General features: G+C 39.1%; 12 protein-coding genes and 1 pseudogene. All 13 read right to left on the reverse strand.

Annotation, left to right across the window (positions count from 1 at the left end; translation table 11 throughout):
• Positions 1-6: 6 nt before the first annotated feature.
• The 13 genes and pseudogenes from QFZ31_RS10670 to QFZ31_RS10730 all read right to left on the reverse strand — a co-directional run bounded on the left by QFZ31_RS10670 (position 7) and on the right by QFZ31_RS10730 (position 22,345).
• Positions 7-2,061 carry a glycoside hydrolase family 65 gene (locus QFZ31_RS10670; RefSeq protein WP_307302958.1) on the reverse strand — a complete coding sequence of 685 codons (2,055 nt, stop codon included), beginning with the start codon at positions 2,059-2,061 and terminating at the stop codon, positions 7-9.
• Positions 2,062-2,112: 51 nt separating this feature from the next.
• Complete coding sequence (locus QFZ31_RS10675) at positions 2,113-4,404, reverse strand: AraC family transcriptional regulator (protein ID WP_307302959.1); 2,292 nt, start codon at positions 4,402-4,404, stop codon at positions 2,113-2,115.
• Between the two features lie 59 nt (positions 4,405-4,463).
• On the reverse strand, positions 4,464-6,632 hold the full coding sequence (locus QFZ31_RS10680) for a glycoside hydrolase family 105 protein (protein ID WP_307302960.1): 2,169 nt from the start codon (positions 6,630-6,632) through the stop codon (positions 4,464-4,466).
• Entirely contained in the window at positions 6,629-7,948 is a 1,320-nt protein-coding gene (locus QFZ31_RS10685) for a Gfo/Idh/MocA family protein (protein ID WP_307302961.1), read from the reverse strand. Before QFZ31_RS10685 ends, QFZ31_RS10680 begins: the two co-directional genes overlap by 4 nt.
• Before the next feature lie 104 nt (positions 7,949-8,052).
• Positions 8,053-9,597 (reverse strand): extracellular solute-binding protein, encoded by a 1,545-nt coding sequence (locus QFZ31_RS10690; protein WP_307302962.1) that lies wholly within the window; start codon positions 9,595-9,597, stop codon positions 8,053-8,055.
• Between the two features lie 66 nt (positions 9,598-9,663).
• Positions 9,664-10,533, reverse strand: coding sequence for a carbohydrate ABC transporter permease (locus tag QFZ31_RS10695; RefSeq protein ID WP_307302963.1), 870 nt, complete (start codon positions 10,531-10,533; stop codon positions 9,664-9,666).
• Positions 10,533-11,468, reverse strand: coding sequence for an ABC transporter permease (locus tag QFZ31_RS10700; protein WP_307311506.1), 936 nt, complete (start codon positions 11,466-11,468; stop codon positions 10,533-10,535). Before QFZ31_RS10700 ends, QFZ31_RS10695 begins: the two co-directional genes overlap by 1 nt.
• 430 nt (positions 11,469-11,898) lie before the next feature.
• Positions 11,899-15,153: an FIMAH domain-containing protein gene (locus tag QFZ31_RS10705; RefSeq protein WP_307302964.1), complete on the reverse strand. Its 3,255-nt coding sequence runs from the start codon at positions 15,151-15,153 to the stop codon at positions 11,899-11,901.
• Positions 15,154-15,675: 522 nt separating this feature from the next.
• A pseudogene (locus QFZ31_RS10710) lies at positions 15,676-16,881 on the reverse strand (ABC transporter substrate-binding protein).
• Positions 16,882-17,328: 447 nt separating this feature from the next.
• The gene (locus QFZ31_RS10715) at positions 17,329-18,369 is read right to left on the reverse strand and encodes a cytochrome d ubiquinol oxidase subunit II (RefSeq protein WP_307302965.1); all 1,041 of its coding nucleotides are present in this window, start codon (positions 18,367-18,369) and stop codon (positions 17,329-17,331) included.
• 12 nt (positions 18,370-18,381) lie between these two features.
• Complete coding sequence (locus QFZ31_RS10720) at positions 18,382-19,743, reverse strand: cytochrome ubiquinol oxidase subunit I (RefSeq protein WP_307302966.1); 1,362 nt, start codon at positions 19,741-19,743, stop codon at positions 18,382-18,384.
• Between the two features lie 130 nt (positions 19,744-19,873).
• Entirely contained in the window at positions 19,874-20,365 is a 492-nt protein-coding gene (locus tag QFZ31_RS10725) for a DUF6803 family protein (RefSeq protein ID WP_307302967.1), read from the reverse strand.
• A 234-nt stretch (positions 20,366-20,599) separates the two neighbouring features.
• Complete coding sequence (locus QFZ31_RS10730) at positions 20,600-22,345, reverse strand: alkaline phosphatase D family protein (RefSeq protein ID WP_307302968.1); 1,746 nt, start codon at positions 22,343-22,345, stop codon at positions 20,600-20,602.
• Positions 22,346-22,692: the final 347 nt, after the last annotated feature.

The raw sequence follows: 22,692 nt of genomic DNA on the forward strand, positions 1-22,692 counted from the left end.
TATTCTTTACAACAAAGGATGTAATCCTTCCCACTTCACTGACCAACTGCCATCCTGCGGAAACCCTGGACATCGATGATTAGAGCCGTCTTTCCATCCACAAACCATCATCGCAACGGCTGTTAACAACCCTCCATTACCTGGCAAGTAGGCGGTCAAACCTGGTCTTTGATAATTGTGTCCATTTACTAGATAGGTATTTTTAGTTGCTTCCATCAATAGAAAGTCTACGGCAAGATCTCTTTCCCCCAATCTGGCCGCTGTCATGGCACACATAGGAAAATCCCAGCCCCATGCAGATTCCCAATCCCAAACTTCATTAACTTTATATAACGTATTTCTCATAATCTCCCGATCAACTAAAGTTCCGGGTAATATACCTAAGGCTCCAAGCATAGAGGGATGATCATGATTTTTCTCTGTGAATGTATTCACACACTTCTCGTGTGCCAGATAAACGCCTTCTTCATGGTGTGGCTTTGCCAAGGAGACAGCTACCTTTGACCACATAGGGTTCTCCGGGACATGTAATCGTTTTGCCCATTTAATGGCAATTTCCAACCCATGCTTCCAATATTCAAGCTCATATGGAGGGTTTATACTTTCATGAATATAGTGGCATTCCTGAGCAGGTATGAGTGGCGGCCCGAGAACATAAGCTTCTTTGTCCTCATCCCAATGTGCGTACGATACCATGAAGTCGGCAGCCTCAAACACAATCGATTGAAAACGATTGAGAAATTCGTCAGATGGCTGGACTTGATAACACATTTCTGCTAATGCCATTGGGTGTGGCTGCTGCCAAATTAAACCCGGTGCTACCGGAGAAGGACTTTGCTTGCCATCAATTCCAACCATCTTTGGCCACCTGGCACCATCATATCCCTGTGAGTATGCTAGTTCTTTTGCCTGAGGCAAGATAGTATGATACCATTCAAGACTATTTTCCAAGAATTCCTTCCGTCCCCATATCGGAAAATGTGCTCCATGCCACCAGTGCATCTCCAAATGGAATTTTCCAAACCAGCTATTATACATATAGCCAGTCTCTTGCGGGGGCAATGTGCCACCACTATGAATCGCCGTTAAATATTGGGACAAAACCACTCTTCGCTCCAGCTCCATTGCACGCGGGTCCGTACTTTCGGAAAAATCAAGGGCTGCTCCCGTCTTCCAAAAAGCTTCCCAGAAAGAACCGCTTGCTTCAAACACCTCTTTTGGCTTTGCAGCAGCAGGCTCATTCGTGGCAAAAGAAACGGCAAATTCTAAATGATTGGAGCTCCCCTCACCAATTAAGGTGTATTCATGTACACCTGTTTGTTCGACTGAACCATTGCTCCAGTCCCATCTTACGCAATATTGATCCTGATCCATCTTACGTGTCAATATACCTGCTTTGTCTGAAAGAGGCTGATAATCTGTTTGATGTCTGTAATCATTTTCCCAATCCGGATATGTCGCTTTTGCCCAACTATTATGAGTAATATCTGGTGCTGGAAATTGTGTAAACACTTGAAGACGCTTCTCTTCAAGCAATGGAGAAGATACTTGAACTGCTACTATATCATCATCTGAATGACAAGCGGTCCTGACCTTGACAGGGACACCGTCTACCATATATTCACTTTCAACAATCCCAGTCCATAGATCAAGCTTTTGATGAATGTCTGTAATCTTATCGAATTGTATCACTTGATTATCTCTTGTTAAAAACCGGAACGACACTCTCCCTAATTGTAATCTATGAGGATTTTTACGTAACCAGTGGTAAGCTTCATCCTTTCCTTCAGGTTTCATCGGATAATTAACCTGTCGTCCATACGTATCATATTTTTGAAAAACAATATCCTTTTCCGTATAGAGATTATGACCGCCCGTATAATGCCATCCCCAATTTGATTGCGTCCCAAGCGGGGTCTCATATACTTCTGGAAAGGTCTGTAACCCCGTAAAATCACAACTGAATCCGAACTCTCTGTTTCCTATAGATAATGGTGATAACGGCTCTATTTCCTTAACTATCGGATGATGACGTGCTATAATTTGCTTTCTATTTAACATGCTCTCTCCCCTAAATAATTTTTTACCAATCTATTAGTCCAAAACAACCAATTAAATTACTTCTTTTTTCGCTTTCAAAATCTCCCTGTATTTACCTGGTGTAATATTGTTGCATTTTCGAAAAGCACGAATAAAACTATTCTCATGCTGGTATCCAACCTTTATAGCAATATCTGAAACTTTTTCATCTGTATTCACCAATAGTTCTGCAGCACGCTTCATTCTTAAATCGGTAAAATAACCATAAATCGTTTCATTCATTTCTTTCTTAAAAATAGAACTTGCCAAGCTGACACTGATTCCAATGGAATCAACAATTTCCGTTATGCCGATGGGTTCATCTATATGAGCGTTCATATAATCAATCATCTTCTCAATTAGCAGGGATTCTTTACTTGTTGCCATTAAATGATTTTCCTGTATCAGCCCATTGGCTTGTTCAGTAAGGAATTCTGCAATATCTTCAAGATGGATGGTGTGCAGCTGCAGAAAGAAATCTCTTCCTTTCCTCATTCCCTTATCCTCATCTTGACCAAAACGAAGAGATTCTTCACCTATCTTCTTGACGATGGATAGTGCTCTTTCGGGCTTTAACCGACTTTCTCTAAACTCATCTATTATCTGATTTATTAGGCAACATGTACGTACACTGTCACCTGTTTCAATCGCTTCTGTCAATTGATCTAGAACTTTACCATTAATCGACGTTTTTCGTGTATCTTGTTGCGTAATTTCCTCAAACTCTAATAAACTTCCATATCCGGAATACAGCCTGTTCCCAAGTGCTGTATCTGCTTCATGGATAGCCTCTACCAGTTTGCCAAAATCAGATTTCTGACTACTGATTCCGATTGAAATACTAAACTCTAGTAATCCTTGAACTGTAGAAAGCGCTTCCCTTAATTTGCTGTCTAACAGTTTTTCATCTGAACTCGGATGAAGGACAATCATCAACCTATCCTTCCCTAGATCAATGCACTCGCTATGTGAATATAATTCTAAGGTTTCAGTCAGTATATTAACTAACGCAAATTTTAATAGAGAGTGATCTGAATTTGGGTATTGACAGGACCATTTATAAAAATGATCAATAGAAATGATAGCCGCCTTTAACGGTTTATTAAATGACTCTTGGAAATACCCCTGACATTTTTCTCTAATCTCTCTCAGATTTGTTATATTTTTATGATAGATATCGCTAAAAAACTTAGCGGATGCCTCAGCTCGAACCTTATGTATCATGTTTGACAATTGAGCATGATCATTTAATAGTTCGCCTGCAAGCGTTTCCAAGTGCAGCAAATCATGGTAGTCGATGTCTCTGTGTCCTATATTAAACAGTGCTTTGATTCTCCGAATTGGTCTAAAGGCAATAGAATTAATATAAAAAATCGCAACTCCGCCTAATAACAAAGCGATGATTGAAACTGAAAGAACAACATGACCGACTTTCTTTGATTTTGCTAGTAAACTATCTTGAGGTACAAGAGAAACATATTTCCAGCCTGTTAGTGAAGAAGTATTATGGCTGACGAGAAATTGCTGGCCATTATAGGTGATATCTCCCAAATGCTTTTCATTTAGTTCAGCCACAGCACTTACAACCGCTTTCGTATCGAGCTTGGGACCAGTTTGAGGAGAAGTAGAATAAATCAGTTCATTATTTTGATCAATAATAAAGCGTACCGTGCTTAATTTTGCAATATTTGGTGAATTGATTGGTTCAAACAAGTCTTGATACCCAAGATTTATTGCAACGATTCCTTTGAACTTACCTTGGATCATTATTTTTCTAAATAGTGTTACCCCTGAACGATCGTATTTTTTACCATCAAAAACAGTTCTCTTTTTGACAATCATCATTTCATCACCGAACTCATCAGCTACATCTACCCATTTTGAATCGAAAAATGTGGACTTACGTGAACTAAAACCTTGTGGCATCGATACAAAACTACCATGTTCGATATCATAGATGTAAATACTATTTATGTAGGATGAACTATTGGAAAGAGTAGATAAAAGCTTATAAATTTCAGTAATATTACTATAGGAATTCTGTACATCGCTCTTCAAAAACTTATAAACATTTGTGTTTAATGCAACCTCAATTGCAATGTTATTACTTTCACTTATGTGCTTATCAATGAAATCCATACTTACATGCAGCATTTGTTGCTGCGGCTCATTTAATTCCTCTTGCAGCACTGACTTTGAGCTTTGATAGGATGTAACGCTTACGATAAGAATAATAAAGAAAACAGCAATCGTTAAAAACAAAATCAGCCTTGTCTCGGTTTTATGAAATGAATATTTAAGCCATTTTTGGAAAGATTGGACCAATTCGTTTCAACCTCCTTTATCGGCATTATACTACATATTCATTTACAGTTGGGGAAGGTTTATCCTATATTTACATTTTCTACAAGTTTTACTTGGCTTTTAAGCATTCTCATTGTTTCAGTTCCAGCCAATAGAACAATACCGATTCCATGTGTATCATTCAATTTCCATGGAAGCTCATGCTTATAATAGGAATTGCTAAACGAATAACTTGATCCTTGACATACACCATAAACATTCCCCTGTTTATCAATAGCCCTTTCAGTTAACCCCTTCCACCCTGACATGATAGCCTGGATATAGGGTTCTTTGTCATCGATCCAACCGAACCGAACTCCATTAGCAAAAGCATAGATAAACATGGACGTACAGGAGGATTCTTCGTAAGACTCAGGGTCCGTTAGTACTTGGTGCCAAAGTCCATGGCTTCCTTGAACCTTCAAACAACCTTCAGCAAATTGGCGATAAAATGTCAATATTTCTGGGTAATGCTCATGATGGTCAGGGAGTACTTTCAATAATTCCGTTAATGAAAATAATACCCAGCCATTGCCTCGGCCCCATGTTGTTAAAGTAGGCTTTTTTTCTTTCACATGATACACATGTGACATAAGTTGGTTTTCTTCTATATAAAGATAGTTCTTATAGAGCAAAAGCTGTCTAACTGCCTCATCTACATAGCTGCCATCTTTAGTGAGTTCAGCGTAACCCAACAAAAACGGAACACTCATGTACATATCATCACACCACATTGTATTGTCCATCTTTCGAGAGACACCAATCTGACGATATAATGCTCCATCTGCTAAACGGCTCTGCTGATTCATGATATAATCAGCTATTGTTTCTGCGATTTTCCCGGCTCCCTTTAAAGGGCGTTGTTTATTTGCTAAGATCATCAGGGCGCCAAAGGAACCACAATCATCAAGACTATCAATATCAGAAAGTTGATTATTTATACCCGCTGCGCCATATTGTTTTTGATCCCATTTGGAGTATTCATATCTCGATGTGGCAAATTCAATATGATTTAATACGTAATCAATCACTTCAGATTTGGACAATTCTTTTGCTACTTCCAATAACCCATAGAGCGTGACTCCTAAAGGATAATTCCATTTTCCAAATAGCGGGTTTTCAAGAAAAGCTCTCACATTGTCTCCGTTCTCCGAGCACCAAAAAAAGGTGTCACGATCTTTATTAACGGCAACGGTATCCATTGACATATAGTCAGAGATCTTTATCGTTTCATCTTTTGGAAATGGCCCTAAAAAAAGCCATGGACTTGATATCCCTTTTACATCATACGGTATCTGTAATTCTGCTTGATTAGAAATAAGCTCTAATAAAAATCCCCAGTTATGGTTTCCGCACTCACTTTCTACAACTACATCATGTAATCCAATCGGTACAGTTACACTAATGTCAATTTCACCTTGCTCTTCATTCTGAAATAACTTTTGACCATTAACGTAGAGCTTGAGGGGACCGTATGTTTTCCCTTTAAGGATAAGAGGTTCTAAGGAGCAACATTCTATCTTTGTCCATGCATAAGCGGAATACCCTGTTTTCAACCCATAAATGTTTGCAAGCTGGCCTTCATTTTCAAGTAATCGTGTTTTTTTCGGAAACCAATTACAGCCTGTTGAGGATTCCTTGCATGATAAGGATGGGACTGAATCCAGCGTTTCCTCCATTGGTTTAGTATAGATCCAGCCTTCCTCCCCATCCCGGTCAAGAGAAGGGGAGAAAAAATGATAGGGATAATTTTTACGGTTCCCTGTACCAAAAACCGCTCCACATCCATGTAATCCTTTTTCAATTTCAAGAACAAAATGATTCCAGCCCTTAACGAGATCTAATGAAAGTCTAATATCAGTTGATTCTTCTTCATGAGTAGACCCAAACCTTTTGACACCATTATGATACAAGCGAACTGGCCCTAAGCATGTGAGAAGAAAAGGAAAGGTATGATCCTCTTCTGCCCACAACTTCGCCCAAGCATATACTTTTTGTCCAGGCTGAATTTCCGGGAACATCTCTAATACAGGAAATACATATCGATGATGTTGATCCTTCTTAATCGAATTCTTTCTTGTTACCCGATATGCAGGGGGTCTGGAAGGATTTGTTCCAATATAGCGCTGAGCGACTGTCAAAAGGATATCTTCAATACTATGCGAATGTGACATGCTTACTTCTTTGGAGAAATAATGAAACGGTTTCAAAATAATTCCTCGCCTCCACTTGAAGCGTACTCTTTTTGGTTAAGGACTTCGTCAATCGTAATGGGACGATGTTCTTTCACTGATTTCCAAACCGCTTCACCTGTTGCAACAGAATAGGCACCATCAATGGCACCAGACAATATTTTGTACGGTCTGCGATGATCTTCTCCTAAAAAGAGATCTTCTAACAGCAGGGGATCCCCTCCCCCATGTCCTCCTTCACGATGGACAACATGAATGGTTTCCTTAGAACCGAATAAAGGGAAATAATCAATCGTTTGTATCGGTGTAGGAAAAGGAATCCGACCTTTTGCATGGTACTCAACCGTTTCCAACCTGCCTTTTGTTCCGTTGATCGCAAGACGGTATCCTTCATATGGAAGGGAGAAGTTAACCGAGTAACTAAGTAGTGCGCCTCCATTGTACTTGACGGTTGCTGAGTAGGTGTCCTCGATATTGATTTCTGAATCAAATATACATTGATCCGGCCGATAATCGGTATAAGGGTATTTATTCCCTTCAGTTACTAGGGAACCAAGGTGATCATCCGGTACTTGAAGCTGTTCCTTCCTTGAGTTCCATCTTGAGTAATAGGCACAGTCCTCTGTAAAGTTGCATGTTTCGCAATGTCTGCCGTCCTCTTTTTTAGGATTTAATTCACCATTTTGCCCATAATAGTTAAGCGCTCCATATGCAAAAACTTCAACAGGTTTTTGATCAATCCACCAATTAACCAAATCAAAATGGTGTGTGCTCTTATGAATCGATAATCCACCAGAGAGTTCTCTTAATCTGTTCCACCTTTTGAAATAACTTGATCCATGATGAGTATCAATATACCAATTCAAGTCAATTGAAGTTACTCTACCAATCTTCCCATCCTTAATGATTTCTTTGATTTTGGTATGTATAGGTGAATATCTGTAATTAAAGGTGACCGTAACCTTCCCTTTGCTGGCTCGCTCAGCATCTAACACTCTTCTACAATCTTCGCCTGTTGTAACCATTGGCTTTTCTGTAATAACATCTAAGTTTCGTTTTAAGGCGGCGATGATATACTTTGCATGGCTATCATCACGTCCAGCAACAATAATTACATCTGGTTTCGTTTCATCAACCATACGATCAAAGTCTGTTTCTCCATAAGTTTTTATAAAAGAATTATCTGGAAATCTCGTTTGAAATAGTTCAAACCGTTTCGTGTCACGATCTAATAACCCGACAATTTTACAAGTTTGAGAAAAGGTAGTCGTAATCGGCTTAACAAACATACCTAAGGCTCTCCCGCTTACACCGCAAATCGCATATCGTTTCATCCATTTCAACCCTTTCAAGAAATTTTCGTTTTCATACTATTTAAACAAGTGTTGCTCAAAAGTCACTTTTTTTGAGCAACACTTCTGTAAAACTTATTAACTTGTTATTGCTTGTTTACTTCCTCATACCATTCCTGTACTCTCTTAGTAACTTCTTCCCCGCCTGATTTGTTCCATCTATCTACAAATTCATCGAACTTTTCGATCGGCCATTCACCAATAACGATTTTTGTTAAATATTCTTGGAATAATTTATGGGATTGAATATCCGGGAATCCTTCGTAAACGGTAGAGGGTAATCCATCTCCGGCAATTCTCCGCGCATCCGCAGTACTCACCTCAAAGATATCTTTTACCATTTGTTTTTGATATTCTTCCATTGTTTGTTCAATACGAATATCCATGTCCTCTTTCGTGATTAAATTTTTCATACCTAATGCGATAGGTGTTTCATCCGTTGGAGGAAGCAATACCTTTTTGCCATTCTCGACTTTATGTTGTGCTCCCTCCATTCCAAACATGTTAAATTCATCATTTGCTGGATCATAGAAGAAGTCTAATAGTTTTAAAGCAGCTGCAGCTTTTTCCTCAGATGCGGCTGGGATCACCCATTCTGGGTCTCCAATACCTTTTTGAGTGATATACCCATCAAACCCGTCAGCTTTTGGAAGCGGCATTCCCGCAACATAGGCATCTGGCGCTCCCTCAAGCATTGCATTGTGGCGATCACGTAAGTTTGCAGGCAAATGATACCAGCTTCCTACCAAGTTCGTATTAATCTTCGCTGTCCAAACTTCACCTTTATTTAAGAATGTTTCATTGTCTAATAGTTTTTCTTCATATAATTCACGAATAAAAGAGATCGCTGCTTTCATATTTTTTGAGGTACCTGCATATTCAATTTCACCTTCATATATATCCCATTCAGGCACACCTTCCCACATGGCAACACCATAAATGGCAAAGAGGTGATCCATCCATTTTCCAAATTCCCTTCCTGTTGTAGGTAATTCATCTTGCTTCCCATTTCCATTTGGATCTTTATCACGAAATGCGATTAATAGCTCTTTATATTCTTCTACTGTTTTCGGCATTTCCATCCCGACTGCATCAAGCCAATCTTGACGAATTAATGCTGCCCGTTCTGTAACAAGATTGACCTTTGGCACATAATAAATTTTTCCATCAGGAGTCGCCGAACGCACGACATCCCATGCTTCCTTCGGAATTCTCTTCCATACATGTGGTGCATACTTTGGAAGGAGATCATCCAAAGCCAGTGCTGCCCCTTGACTAATTAAGGTTTGTTCAAAACCGCCTATCGGACGGAAAATATCAGGATAATCCTCTGAGGCAAACATCAAGTTTAAGTTTTCAACTGGATCAGATCCGGCAGGAGTAGAAATCAATTCGTATTGAACACCGGTTTCCTCCAATACCTTTTGAACATGTGGATCATCAGGACCCGGAAGTGTTCCTTTTGCTAAATGACTCTTATAAACTCTTACTTTCGTAACTTTCTCTGATGAAGAATCGTCAGAAGACGAGCCATCTACTTCCTTCTTACTGGTACAGCCGGCAAGCGTACCAAGGACAAGCATCAGTGCAAATATCATTACTAATAATGACTTTTTCTTACTCTTAACCATTCCATATCCCCCTTTATTTTAAAAAATCATTTTTTTATGATAAAACCTATAGACGGTTATATCTTCTTATTCCTTAAGTGATCCTAAGACAGCGCCTTTTACAAAGTACTTCTGTAAAAATGGATATACTAGTACGATTGGCACTGTCGCAAAAATAATTGTAGCCGCTTTCAAAGTTATCGTATTAAAATCATAGTCACCCATTACCAAGTTAACATCGGCAAGCGCTTCTGGCGATTCAAAAAAACCACGTAATCTCATCTGTAACGGCCATAAAGTTTGGTCACGCAGGAAAAGCACTGCCGCTTGAAACGAATTCCAGTAACCCACAGCATAGAACAATCCGATTGTTGCGAGTACGGGCTTTGAAAGCGGCAAATAGATTTGAAACAATAATCGAAAATCATTACATCCATCGATTTTTGCTGCGTCATCAATATCGCTTGGTATTCCCATAAAGAATGTTCTTAGGATGATCATATTAAAGGTGCTAATTAATCCAGGAATTATAAGCGCCCATATTGAATCCATCAACCCAAGCTCTCTAACGGTTAGGAAATACGGAATCATTGGCGCATTAAAAATCATCGTGATCACAATGGCAAACATTATGGGCTTTTTTAAGAGAAATTCTCTTCTAGACAATGGAAATGCTGTTAGAACGGTAAATAACATACTTAATATTGTCCCAACAACGGTGATAAAAATGGTGACTCCGAATGATCTCCAAAGCACTTCATTCTGAAGGAGATGTTTCCATGTACCTAATGTAAATTCCACTGGAAACAGAAATACCTTTTTTGATTCAGCAGGGATTGGAGAACTAAATGAAACGGCCAGCAATTGAAGCAGAGGCAGAATCATCGTCGCTGCAACAACAGTAAGGAACGTATAATTAAAGATTTGAAAGCATTTTTCTCCCCATGATTTTTTCATTACCATAACCCCTGTTCTGATTTTCTTGCAAGCCTATTAAAAATATAAAGCAAGATAAAACCTACAATCGATTGGAATAAACCAATTGCCGTTGTCACACTAAATTGTCCTTGTAGCACCCCAGCTCGATAAACGTAGGTTTCAATGATATCCCCTACTGAATATGTCATCGGGGTCAATAGGTTAAAGATTTGATCAAATCCAAGCTCTAAGAAATTTCCGATATTTAATAAAAACAGAACTAAGATTGTCGGGAATAACAAAGGCAGGGTAATATATCTGATTTGTTTCCAACGATTGGCTCCGTCAATAACAGCCGCTTCATATAAACTCGGATTAATGGCCGTTATCGCAGCTAAATAGATAATGGTCCCCCAGCCAACACCTTTCCATATGCCTGAGATGACGACAATTGTACGGAAATAATTCTCTTCCTGAATGAACAAAATAGGTTCTGCTCCAAAAATCCCACGAATAGAATTGACAATCCCTCCTGTTGCCAATAATTCAAACACGATTCCTCCAACCACTACCCATGATAAAAAATGGGGGAGATAAAACAAGGTCTGGACTGTCCTTTTAAAAAACATTCGCCGTATTTCATTAAATAATAAGGCTAAAATAATAGGAGCAGGGAATCCAAAAATAAGTTGATAAAAAGCAATTATGGCTGTATTCCTTAACACATGATAAAAGTCTTGATAGGAAAAGATAAATTTGAAGTTTTCGAACCAAACCCATGGACTGTTTAAAATCCCTTTAAAAATCTGATAATCTTGGAATGCAATAACACTTCCGAATAATGGAATGTACTTAAAGATGATATAAAATGCAACCCCTGGAAGAATCATGATATAGAGCATCCAGTATTTTTTTATATTTTCTAAATAGATTCTCAAAAGACTTTTCTTCTTAATAATTACATCGGCATTCATCTGTAGTTCTGACTTATTTCGCAGTTTAATCGAAGAATGATCCATTTACTACCCCCCTCTAGTATTTTTCGAATATTCGCAACTTGATTATATCCATCAAAATGACTTTCAAACAATCATCTAATTTTGCACGTTATACACAAATTGTGGATGAAAGAACCATTTGTTCATGATAACCCTTGCTCTAGCAGGTTTAAAAGTTAAATTGGCTAATCTGATTTTTAAAGTGTTTACAATGTTTATATAAAAGGGTTTTGCACAAATTGTTTGTAGTATGTAAGATATGTTTGTTCTATTTTTTTTGCTTGTCTGCTAGAGAACGGTTCATAATCAAGATGAATAAAAGACGTCGTCCGAAAGTGGCCTGCATTTTTCGGACGACTTTTTCAAACTAGCAATCTATTTTGTTGTAAAAGTAAATCTACTAAAATCAACTATTCATTTTTTCTATAAATAACTGTGCGTAATAAGAAAGAAGCCATTTTGCTTCAGATGAGACTGGATGCTGATCTGTTTTTGGATGAAGTTGATTCACATATTTTTCTAAGAATAAGATTGCCTTCTCTTTTGATCCTTTGTCTAAGTGATGTTTTACTTGGTTAAGCGTCGTTGATAATTGAGATGCTGCAGGACCTGGCAAATCACCCGTTGTCTGAAATTGCTCCATATAGTTCTCTAATACCGTTATGAATCCAGGTGTAACCTTTACGATATTTGACTTCACTGATTCTCCACTAGCATTTTCCGCCTTAATAAAATAGGTGTACTCAACACCAGGTTCTGCTGTACGGTCGTAAAACGTATCGACTTTCGCATAACCAACATATTCTACATGCCCGTTTGCTTCTCTATAAATATTTACTTGGCTTCCGCCGCCATTAGATGTCCATATCAAGCCGACAAACGATTCTCCCACAAGGCCAACATTCAATTCAGATGGTGCTTGTGGTACTGGCATTGTAACAGTCAGTTCCTCTGATTGCTCTGTTTCACCCATTTCATTTACTGCAGATACTCTGTATGTGTAGCCTGTTTTATCTACACTTATACTCGTATCAATATATTGTGGAGTTGTTGTACTATCAATCTTAGTAAAACTACCATCTCCATTAGCTCTTCTGTAAATCGTATAACTTTCAGCTTCATCTACTGAATCCCATTTAATTTCGAAAGCAGATGTACTAACTTCACCTGCAAAAATTCCTTTTGGAACAGCTGGTAAAGTGACAGGCTCTTTCGTTATCGTTGTGATACTTTCAGATTTCTCTGATTCCCCGCCAATCCCTGTTGTTGTTACTTTGTAATAGTAAGTAGTAGAAGGAGTGACGTTTGAATCAAAATATTCTGCAGTTGCACTGCTGCCAATTTTCTTATAGCTGCCATTTTGTTCAGCAGCCCTGTAGACACTGTAACTAATCGCATTTTCTACCGGTGCCCATTCTAAGGTAACGGACAAACTCCTTGCTGCCAGTATACTTAATCCTTTCGGTGCAAGAGGTACAGGCTTTGTTGAATCAAAAGTAAACACTTCGATTACTTCGGACTGAGGTGATTCACCTCCAGCATTTAGCGCGGAAACCTTATACTTATAAGTGGCTCCTTTTTCTACTGCCGCGTCCTTATATTCTGCCGTTTTAGAGCTTGCAATCGCTTTAAAAACAGGATCTACAGATGATGACCGATAAATGAGATAAGCATCTGCCCCATTTACTGGTGTCCATTTTAATGAAATGGCGGAATCTTCCGTCATTTCACCTGACACTTCGGAAGGACGATCCATAGGAGGAACCGCTTCCGTATTGGTTGGTTTCACGATAACAAAATAGTTCATTTTGGATGTACTATTATTCGCTCCCATGACGACGAAGGAACCTGCCGGATAATGTTTTTTATACAGGTTAAACTCTACCGGTTGATCATCTATAATTTTTTTACTGGTATCCTTATATTCGGAAGCTAACCATTCAGGCTTATCCGTAATCCTTGCATCATGCGCAACATAAACGTCTGCATCAGCTGTTAAATAAAAAGAAACCAAATCTTCGCTTGTGGAGCTTCTTGAACTTGTCGCTGACCTAATCCATTCCAAGCCATTTAGTTCATCCGGAATGGATGCGAATCGATACGTCTTGCTTCCAGTTAATCGATCCCCTGCTACATAATCTCCAAGTTGTAAATCCTCTTCAATTGACCATAATGAAGCATTTTTTGCTCCATTGCTGCTATTATCATTGATGACTACATTCCTAACCCTTTCTCCGTCCATACTCGCAACCGGTTCTGGAGTTGGTTCCGGCTCGGGCTCTACTGGTGGTTCAAAAGCTGGCCCAGACCACGGAGGCGGGGTTGTAGGATAGTCTTGAGGAAATCCAGGTGCAGCCAATTCATTTAAATATTCCTCCAGATTGGTATAGCCATTGTTATTGGTATCACCATTTCTATCTTCCGGATCTATAGGATTAAAGCCATTTGCCTGTTCCCATACATCCGGCATACCATCCCGGTCAGTATCGACAGGGGCAGTTCCTTTATCTAAAACAGGAAAACCGCCAACATCATTTTCATTTCCAATAATGACTCCTGTTTGATGTCTTACATCACTAATAACCCGCTTGTCTACTGCATCCCGAACCAAAGACGCGCCAACATGATTTAATACATGGTTATAAGCAACTTCTGGATCTTGTGTGTGTACGGGCGGATATTCAAACCTTTCCTTAACTACAACACTAGGCTTTTCGGCTTCTATTAGACCTGTTCCGGTGTCAGAACCATCAAGAATGCTGTTTTTATTACTATCAATAAGGTTGTTTTCGATATAAACACTATAGTTCTCATTTCCTCTTACTATTGCATACTCTGGATCAGCAGAGTTTTTCCCTGCTATAAAATAGTTACCAATAACATTGCCATATCCTTTTGTACCCGATTCGCCCCCAGCTACATACGGGAAACCTCCCCAGTTATAGACAATATTGTTCACAAAATCGATCTGGCCTTTCGTTTTTGGATTTCTGTCATTGTTATGTGCGTAAAGATTATGGTGCATGCTGATTGTATTCATCTCAATCAAGCCGCCCATGGAGTGGGTTAGCAGACCTTCAGAGATCATCGACCATTGAACAGTAATATTTTTTGATTTTGGATTGTTATAGTCCTTACTTTTAATCGATAATACTTCATCTGTACCCCATGAAAAAGAAGAATGATCGATAATCACATTCTGACAATCTTCAAAATACATGGAATCATCATTAAAGCTTTGTTTCCCCATGCGAAAGCGCACATACCTGATTACAATATCATTACAATCTACGAAACGAATATTGTTTCCTCTAATGGTCACACCGTCGTCTGACGCTGTCTGACCAGCGATCGTAATATTTGATTTTCCTTTTAATACAATCTGTGGAATGGTAATTTCACCGGAAATATCAAATACAATCGTGCGCGGTGTTTCTCCAGAAGTTGTAAGGGCATCATGAAAGGTACCAGGTCCCTTAAGTTCATAGCTTGTAACATGATAAACCTCACCGCCTCTTCCCCCAACTGCCGCATAACCAAAGCCCTCAGCCCCTGGAAATGCAGGAAGCAAAGAATAATCAGCTTTTACTATTGGAGCGGCAAAGGGTAAGAGAGAAAAACATAAAACAACACATAATAAAACTGACAAAAATCTCTTCATTTTGTACCTCCGCTAACATATTTTTTTCATGCTATTGAGTCGGCCCCCCCTTCTATTTAAATCATTTCAATAGCTAAAATTAATTATAGCTACCCATCAAATACTATAACAATCAGCCATTTCTCCATATCGTGCACAATTTATAGATTGTATCGCTTCTGTTGAAATCGTTCATCTCCGGGATAATTGTTTGTAGGCATTTCCTCATGCAGACCCATATAAAAAAGCTTGTAGACTTATCTAGTACCTAGATTTTGTCTACAAGCTTAAAGTTGTGTAGTATATCTTATTTAATTACACAATTACACTTAATTAAAGTGCTATTAAACGGCTTTTTCAAGAAAAAGACTGACCTAAAAGACTGTCTTTTAACAACCTTTTGGGTCAGTCTCATCGCTTTAGGTGATTGATTAGTTCTTATTTTTGGCCAGTACAGCCTCAGCTTGCTGCCTAAACTGTTTTGCTGCCTCTGCCGGCTTAAGAACTTCAAAGGCAATTTGATCAGCAAAGCCCTTCAATAGACTAATTACTTCTCCAGCCCCCGTTGGATCCGGACCATTTATAAACAGTACTGTTCTCTCCAGCCCAAGCCACATAATTGAATACTTGTTTTTGTGCGTCACTCAATAAAGGCATTAATGCTTCTTGGACTTTCGGAGAACCAGGAACGCCGCGATCACCAAGCATTAGTTTATTTGCTTCTATATTATTAGTCATGAAGTCAATAAATTTAGCCGCTTCTGCTTTATTTTTAGAACTATTGGCAACCGACCATAACATACTCGGTTTTAGGAACAATCCTTTGTCAGCATTTGGCCCCGGCAAGCCCACCAATTCAAGCGGTCGATTCGCTGCTGTTTGGAGTCCGATAAACTGGTTGGACCATTGGATAAGTCCGATGGATTGTTGTATTACAACGGGATCATCTTCAAGTCCTTTTACTTGTGCACTTGCGTCAGGTGATTGAACCGCTTTCTTTTTTACCATATCAGCATACATGGAAAAGAAGTCTACAAATAACTTGTCATCCTCATATCCAAGAGTGGTTCCATCTTTGCTATAAAGTCTTTTCCCATTTGATCTTAGATATTAGTTGAAAGATACATCTGGGGCTGTTCCTGGACCATTTTCAAAATATAAGCCAGTGTCAACTGCTTTATCTGCCATTTCTTTATAATCATCCCAAGTCCAATCATCAGAGATTTTGTCTACTCCGATTTTTTTAAGCAATGCAGTGACATATTGGAATGCAAGAGCGTTAACACCTCCGTCAAGTCCGAAATATTTGTCACCTATTTTCCCACCATCAAGGAAATCCTGACTGAGGTCACTGGTGTCAATCTCCTTGCCTAAGAAACTTTTTAAATCTAGTAATTGATTGTTTTTTCCGTACTGTGTAATATAAGAAAGGTTCATTTGAATGATATCTGGCATTTCATTGGATGCTGCTTGAGGAGCCAGTTTCGTCCAATAATCGTCCCAGTTTGCATACTCAGGTTCAATTTTTACGTTAGGATTCTCTTTTTCGTACAACTCAATAATCTTTAATGTATAATCATGCCTAGGTTGAGACACCCACCATGCGATACGTAGTGTAACGTTTTCATCTTTATCTGCTGAGTTGTCTTTCTCAGAATCGCCTTCACTGTTACTAGCCGTACTTCCGCTGCAGGCTGCAAGCGAGAAGAGCATGATAAGTGAACCGAGCATTACCATGAACTTTTTCATCAATTAAATCCCACTTCTCTTCTTATGTAAGTGTTTACATTTATAATTATAAAATAATTCTGAATTTTCATTAGTTTAAAAAACCACCGGAACCGAGTATCAAAACTTTTTTCGTCTGAATACCAAACACCATGTACATATCTCCTCGTTGTTTGCTTTTTGATTATAATAAACCATATTTTTAGCTAATTCAAGTGAATACTTCTCCTAAAACGCGAATGTTACTAATTGATTTTAAATAATTGTTCGTATTTTTGATTGTATCCAGATACAATACCTTTGCACAATTCTTCCACTATAGACTATTGCTCAATATTAATAGGTTTAAGATTGAAATTAATCGGACCCAAAAATTGATATGGTTCTATTGAGCTAAAAAATAGAAAAATCCCACCTTCCATATAGAAAGTGAGATTTTCTTGATTATTTGCCGTATTTTACATATTGCTACTGGTTCCCCTTTTGCCTCAAATAACGCTTATCATTCATAAATAAACTCCAAAAGTAAATAAAACCGGGGAAAAGGATTGCGAAGCCGACGATATACGTGATAAACACCGCTCTAAAGGAGTTAGGGTCTGTAAAGGCGGACTCAATCGTAACATTCGGATAGATGATATATGGCAAATGGGCCTTTCCATAAACGTAGCTTGCAATTAGATATTGAATCGTAACCGCAATTACAGCCAGTCTTGGCATGCCTCGTTCCCCTTTTTGAAAAGGGTTTCGCGCATATAAACCGTACCCGATAATTAAAAAGAAGCCGACCGATATCCATAGTAATGGAAGATCCTCCATCATTTTATTGTATAACCAACTGACTTCATTTTTTAAGGTAATCATAATTAGCAATGCCATAATTAATGATATCGGACCAAGAATCTTTCCATCACGAAGGTACACTCGGTAAGCTTCCATTTCATTCGAAGCCTTGGAATAATCCGCTAATAATAATGAAGAGAGAAACAGTGTACTCGTGATAGCAAACCCAATAAAGGCGTATTCATTGGGGCTCGAAAAAAGTTTATTAAGGTTTAAATTCACAGTACCATCTGCAAAATCAACATAGTGTCCATGCGTAATCGGCAACACGCTAATTAACAGGCCAGGAATAATAATACCTGCAATACCAGAAATGTAAGTGAGCGGCTTTTTATATTCCGTAGCTATATTTGAAAAAACTAAAAAGGCGCTTCGTAATGCAAGTAATAAAAGGATTAAGCTGCCGGGTATGAGTAGAATCGTCCCTAGAATATTGGCCGCACTTGGAAAAAGGCTGTAAACAGCAACCACCAACGCAACAATAAAGGTATTTGTTACTTCCCACGTAGGTGATAAATAGCGATTGGCAATGTTCGTTGCTTTCGTTTTTTCCCGGTTAATGTAAATCATTGACCAGAAGCCTGCTCCAAAATCCATGGTGGCCATAACAGCATAGATAAACACGAACCCCCACAGCACGGTAATTGCAATAAGAGCATCAGCCATTTGTTTCTCCTCCTATGAATTGGAACTAAATAATGGGGTGCCTTTTTTCTCTGCCCGCTCAATATCATCTAATTCTGTGTTTTTTCTAAAGAAGTACAGTAATACAAACACTACAGAAAACCCTAAGATCATGTAGACAATTATAAACGAAACAAATAGAGCACCTAAGTTGGTTGCGGTCGTAGCAGACTCTGCAGTTGATAAGATGTGGTAGATTACCCATGGCTGACGACCTGAACATGCAAAAATCCATCCACATTCAATGGCGATCACAGCCAGCGGACCTGTCGTTACCAGCCCCCAAAGCATTAGTTTTGGATATTGTGTTTTTTTTAATAATTTTTTCCAGGCGAAAACAAGTAAAGGAACCATGATAAGAGCTGAACCAATGAACACCATTCCATTAAAAAGAGTATGGATGAATAATGGCGGCCATAGCTCCTCTGGATAATCATTTAAGCCGACAACTACCGTATCAAAGCTGTTCCCCGCGAGAAAACTTAACGCCCAAGGAATCTCGATCGCCCCTTTTATTTCTTTCGTTTCCTTATCCGTAAAACCACCAATCGCTAAGGGTGCATGCGATTGTGTTTCAAATAACCCTTCCGCAGCCGCTAACTTTTCCGGCTGGTACTTATGTAAGTATTGAGCGGATTCATGTCCATTTAGAGCGGTGAGAAAAGCAAAGATACCACCTACTACTAGACTTAGAACCAGTGCTTTTTGATGAAATAGATATACTCTCGAACCGATTTTATTTTTCATCATTTTAAAAGACGCAACAGACGCAACCACAAAAGCTCCCACTACATAGGCAGATAATGCCACATGTCCGGCTGTTACAAAGAAGCTGGGGTTAAAAAAAGCAGCCCAAGGATCAATGTCTAGAAATTTTCCATCTTCATAGCGAAATCCTGCAGGTGTACCCTGAAAGGCATGGACGTTGGTAATTAAGACAGCAGAGGACAGAGCACCAATGGCCACAAGAACTAAACTAGCAATCCGCATCCAAGGAGCGATTCTTTCCGCTGCATAGACGTAGATAGACATAAACAATGCTTCAATAAAAAAGGCATAGATTTCGATTTGGAAAGGAAGGGGCATTACTCGACCGATCACTTCCATAAAACCAGGCCACAATAACGATAATTGAACTCCCGCAATCGTACCAGTCGGGATTCCAACTCCGAGTAAAACGGCGAATGCCTTTGTCCAGCGTTTCGCCATTACAACATAATCCTGATCCTTCGTTTTTTGATAGAGAAGCTCTGCAGCTAAAATCATGAGCGGCAAACCGACGCCTATCGTGGCAAATATAATATGAAAAGCCATTGTCGTTCCAAATAAGGAACGGGCTATTAATAAATCACTCAATTTGAATTCTCCCCCTACGTATCATGGTCTTGATAATTATTTCCAAAAGGACCATTAATATGTAGAGGTTGATGATTTCTCAATACAAAAATCTCACCTTCCATCCTGAAGGTGAGATTTTTATTTATATTTACATATTGTGACCCATACTTGGCATGTCAGAAACGATGGTTGGATCAACCATTCCGGCGATCATAGCAATGTGTGCAAAGATTAGAAACATACCAACAAAGATCGCGTGAACTTTTAATTTTTCTTCTTGTGATTTGTTTTTATGAATAATATTTAAATCCAAAAGTGCCATACCCAGCAATGGGATAATTCCCAGTAAGTAAAACCCTACTGCAACTATATCAATCCATCCATGCCATTCTCCGTTTGATGTTATCGGTATAACAGCATTGAATAATAAGTGAATAAAAATACCAGTGAAATAAATTCCTACAAAAATGGATGTTATTTTGTTAACCGATCTTAATTTACCAGTTAAATTCCTAGTATATAAAATAGCTAATTCTGTTACAGCAATTGTTTCCGCACAGATAACCGGAATTGCCATAAAAATAATCAGATTCCATGGTTGATTATCTGCTAGTAAGCCCATATAATGTGTCATGTTCATTGCCTATATCCTCCTAAAATCTCTTTTGTTTTGTTTCGCTGCAGATTGATTGTAGTTTTAGGATATAAAGATACGATGAAGAAACTGTGACAAAAACATGACAGATACTTAGCTTGAATACCTTAGTATCTTTCGACTACTGATTACTTTTAATGAGCATACAAAATAGAGCTGACGGTAATCCCCCGCCAGCTCTATTTCTATTAAATTTTTTATTTAACAGCGTCCATAAAATTAATTCGTAACGGCTTCTCGTTTGCGCTTTTTCTCCATTTGCTTTTCGTGCGCGCGGGAGTGGGCACGGTGGCGGTCTTCTTCCACTTCATTCGACATTTGAACACCCATAGGCACTGTGGTTGCTGCAATTTCTTTGAGCCCTTGCTGATCTTTCTCAAAAACAAATGACGCTCTTGTTGAAATATCTGCACCCTGCTCAGTTACAAATGGGACGACACGGTAATCTGCACGCCATTGTTCAGGAGTGACCCGGCAGCGAACGTAACCACGGTAATTATTAAAAAATTTAATATGCGGGTTATCCGCTAAAGATTTGGCCGTATCTGCACGCCAATCTGATCCGTCTCCACCCGAAGTAATCGATGTTCCAACAAATTCTGCTCCAAAAATCGGAGATTCTGGTTTGTTGTAATCTGTCGTTAGGTTAGAAGCCCAGCTTGCATGGACATCTCCAGTAAGAACGATAACATTGTTGATGTTATTGCCAGCAACAAAATCGGTAATCCGCTGACGTGCTGCCGGATATCCATCCCACGAATCCATACTGAATTTTGGTGCTGTGATGCTTCCAGATTTACGCTGTGCAAAGAAAATCTGTTGTGCCAGGACGTTCCAATGGGATTTCGAATTTCCTAGCTTACCAAGCAGCCATTGTTCTTGTTCTGTTCCAAGAAGAGTGCGCTTTGGATCCAAGGATTCCGGTGTATGAGCTTTCGTTCCATCGCCATTCGCCTGGTCATCACGGTACTGACGTGTATCAAGAACAAAGAAGTTCGCCAAATCACCATATGTAAAATCCCGGTATAAATGCATGCCGCCATCGTGAGGCAATGACGACCTTCGAAGCGGCATATGTTCGTAATAAGCCTGGTACGCAGCAGCACGACGCTTGATAAAAGCCTCAACAGACTGGCCCTTTTCTGGAATGACATTTGCATAATTGTTTTCCACTTCATGATCATCCCAAGTAACAACCCACGGGAATGCAGCGTGTGCAGCCCTGAGGTGTTCATCTGAACGATATTGAGCATGACGATTGCGGTAATCTTCAATCGTGATAATTTCATCGCCTTTGTGGGCACGGACATTGCCCGTTGGTGAAAGATACTCGTTTGTACCGTATTCATATATGTAATCACCAAGGTGGAATACAAGATCAAGATCCTCTTTCGCCATATGCTTGTACGCAGTAAAATACCCGTGTTCATACTGCTGACAGGAAGCGAATGCGAACGTCATGCTTGCTGTGCTGGCTCCTGCTGCCGGTAAGGTTTTTGTTTTTCCAACAGGACTTAGTTCATTTCCGGTCTTGAAGCGGTAAAAATAAACCGTATTTGCCTGCAAGCCGCTTACTTCTACATGGACAGAATGTGCGAGATTAGGCGAAGCATGTTCTGTTCCTCGTTTGATTACGTTGCGGAAGTTTTCGTCTGTTGCAAGCTCCCAATTAACGGGAACGACGTGAGCTGGCATGCCTCCACCATTTAATGGATCCGGAGCCAACCTTGTCCAAAGTACGACACTGTCTGACAGCGGGTCGCCGGAAGCAACACCAAGCGTAAAAGGATATTCACTGAAATTCGGAGCCGCATCTACTTTAAATCCTCCCAATGATTGTGCAATGGTCAGCCCAAGGGAAAGCCCAGCGATCTTGCCGGCTCCATGAAGAAAGCTCCGGCGGTCTAAATTCTTTTTCAAATTTTGTTCGTTAAACTTCCTGATCATTTCATCCAAATTAGTCATGATATTTCCCCTCTCAGATTACATATTTCTAGCACGACTTTGATTATAACTAGGATTTATTAAAAGATTATGAAGATTGTAAATAGAAAAATAGTATGGTGTCCGAAAGATGGTTCATATATAATAGGCCTTTCAATTTAGTTATGTATAAACCATTACAATAATAATTCATATTTTTTCCTATCAACAGCAAATTCTATCGATTTTAAGCAGTCGTTTTCTCCTGTTTTTCTTAATATTATTTTCATAAAAAACTTACAAATTATCATTCCAATAGAATTGTACACGTCACTTACTTGGCCTCTTAGGTCCTCTTAGACAAAAAAATCCCACCTTCCATACAGAAA

Origin of the sequence: Neobacillus niacini (assembly GCF_030817595.1) — a bacterium.
Lineage (GTDB): Bacteria > Bacillota > Bacilli > Bacillales > Cytobacillaceae > Neobacillus > Neobacillus niacini_G.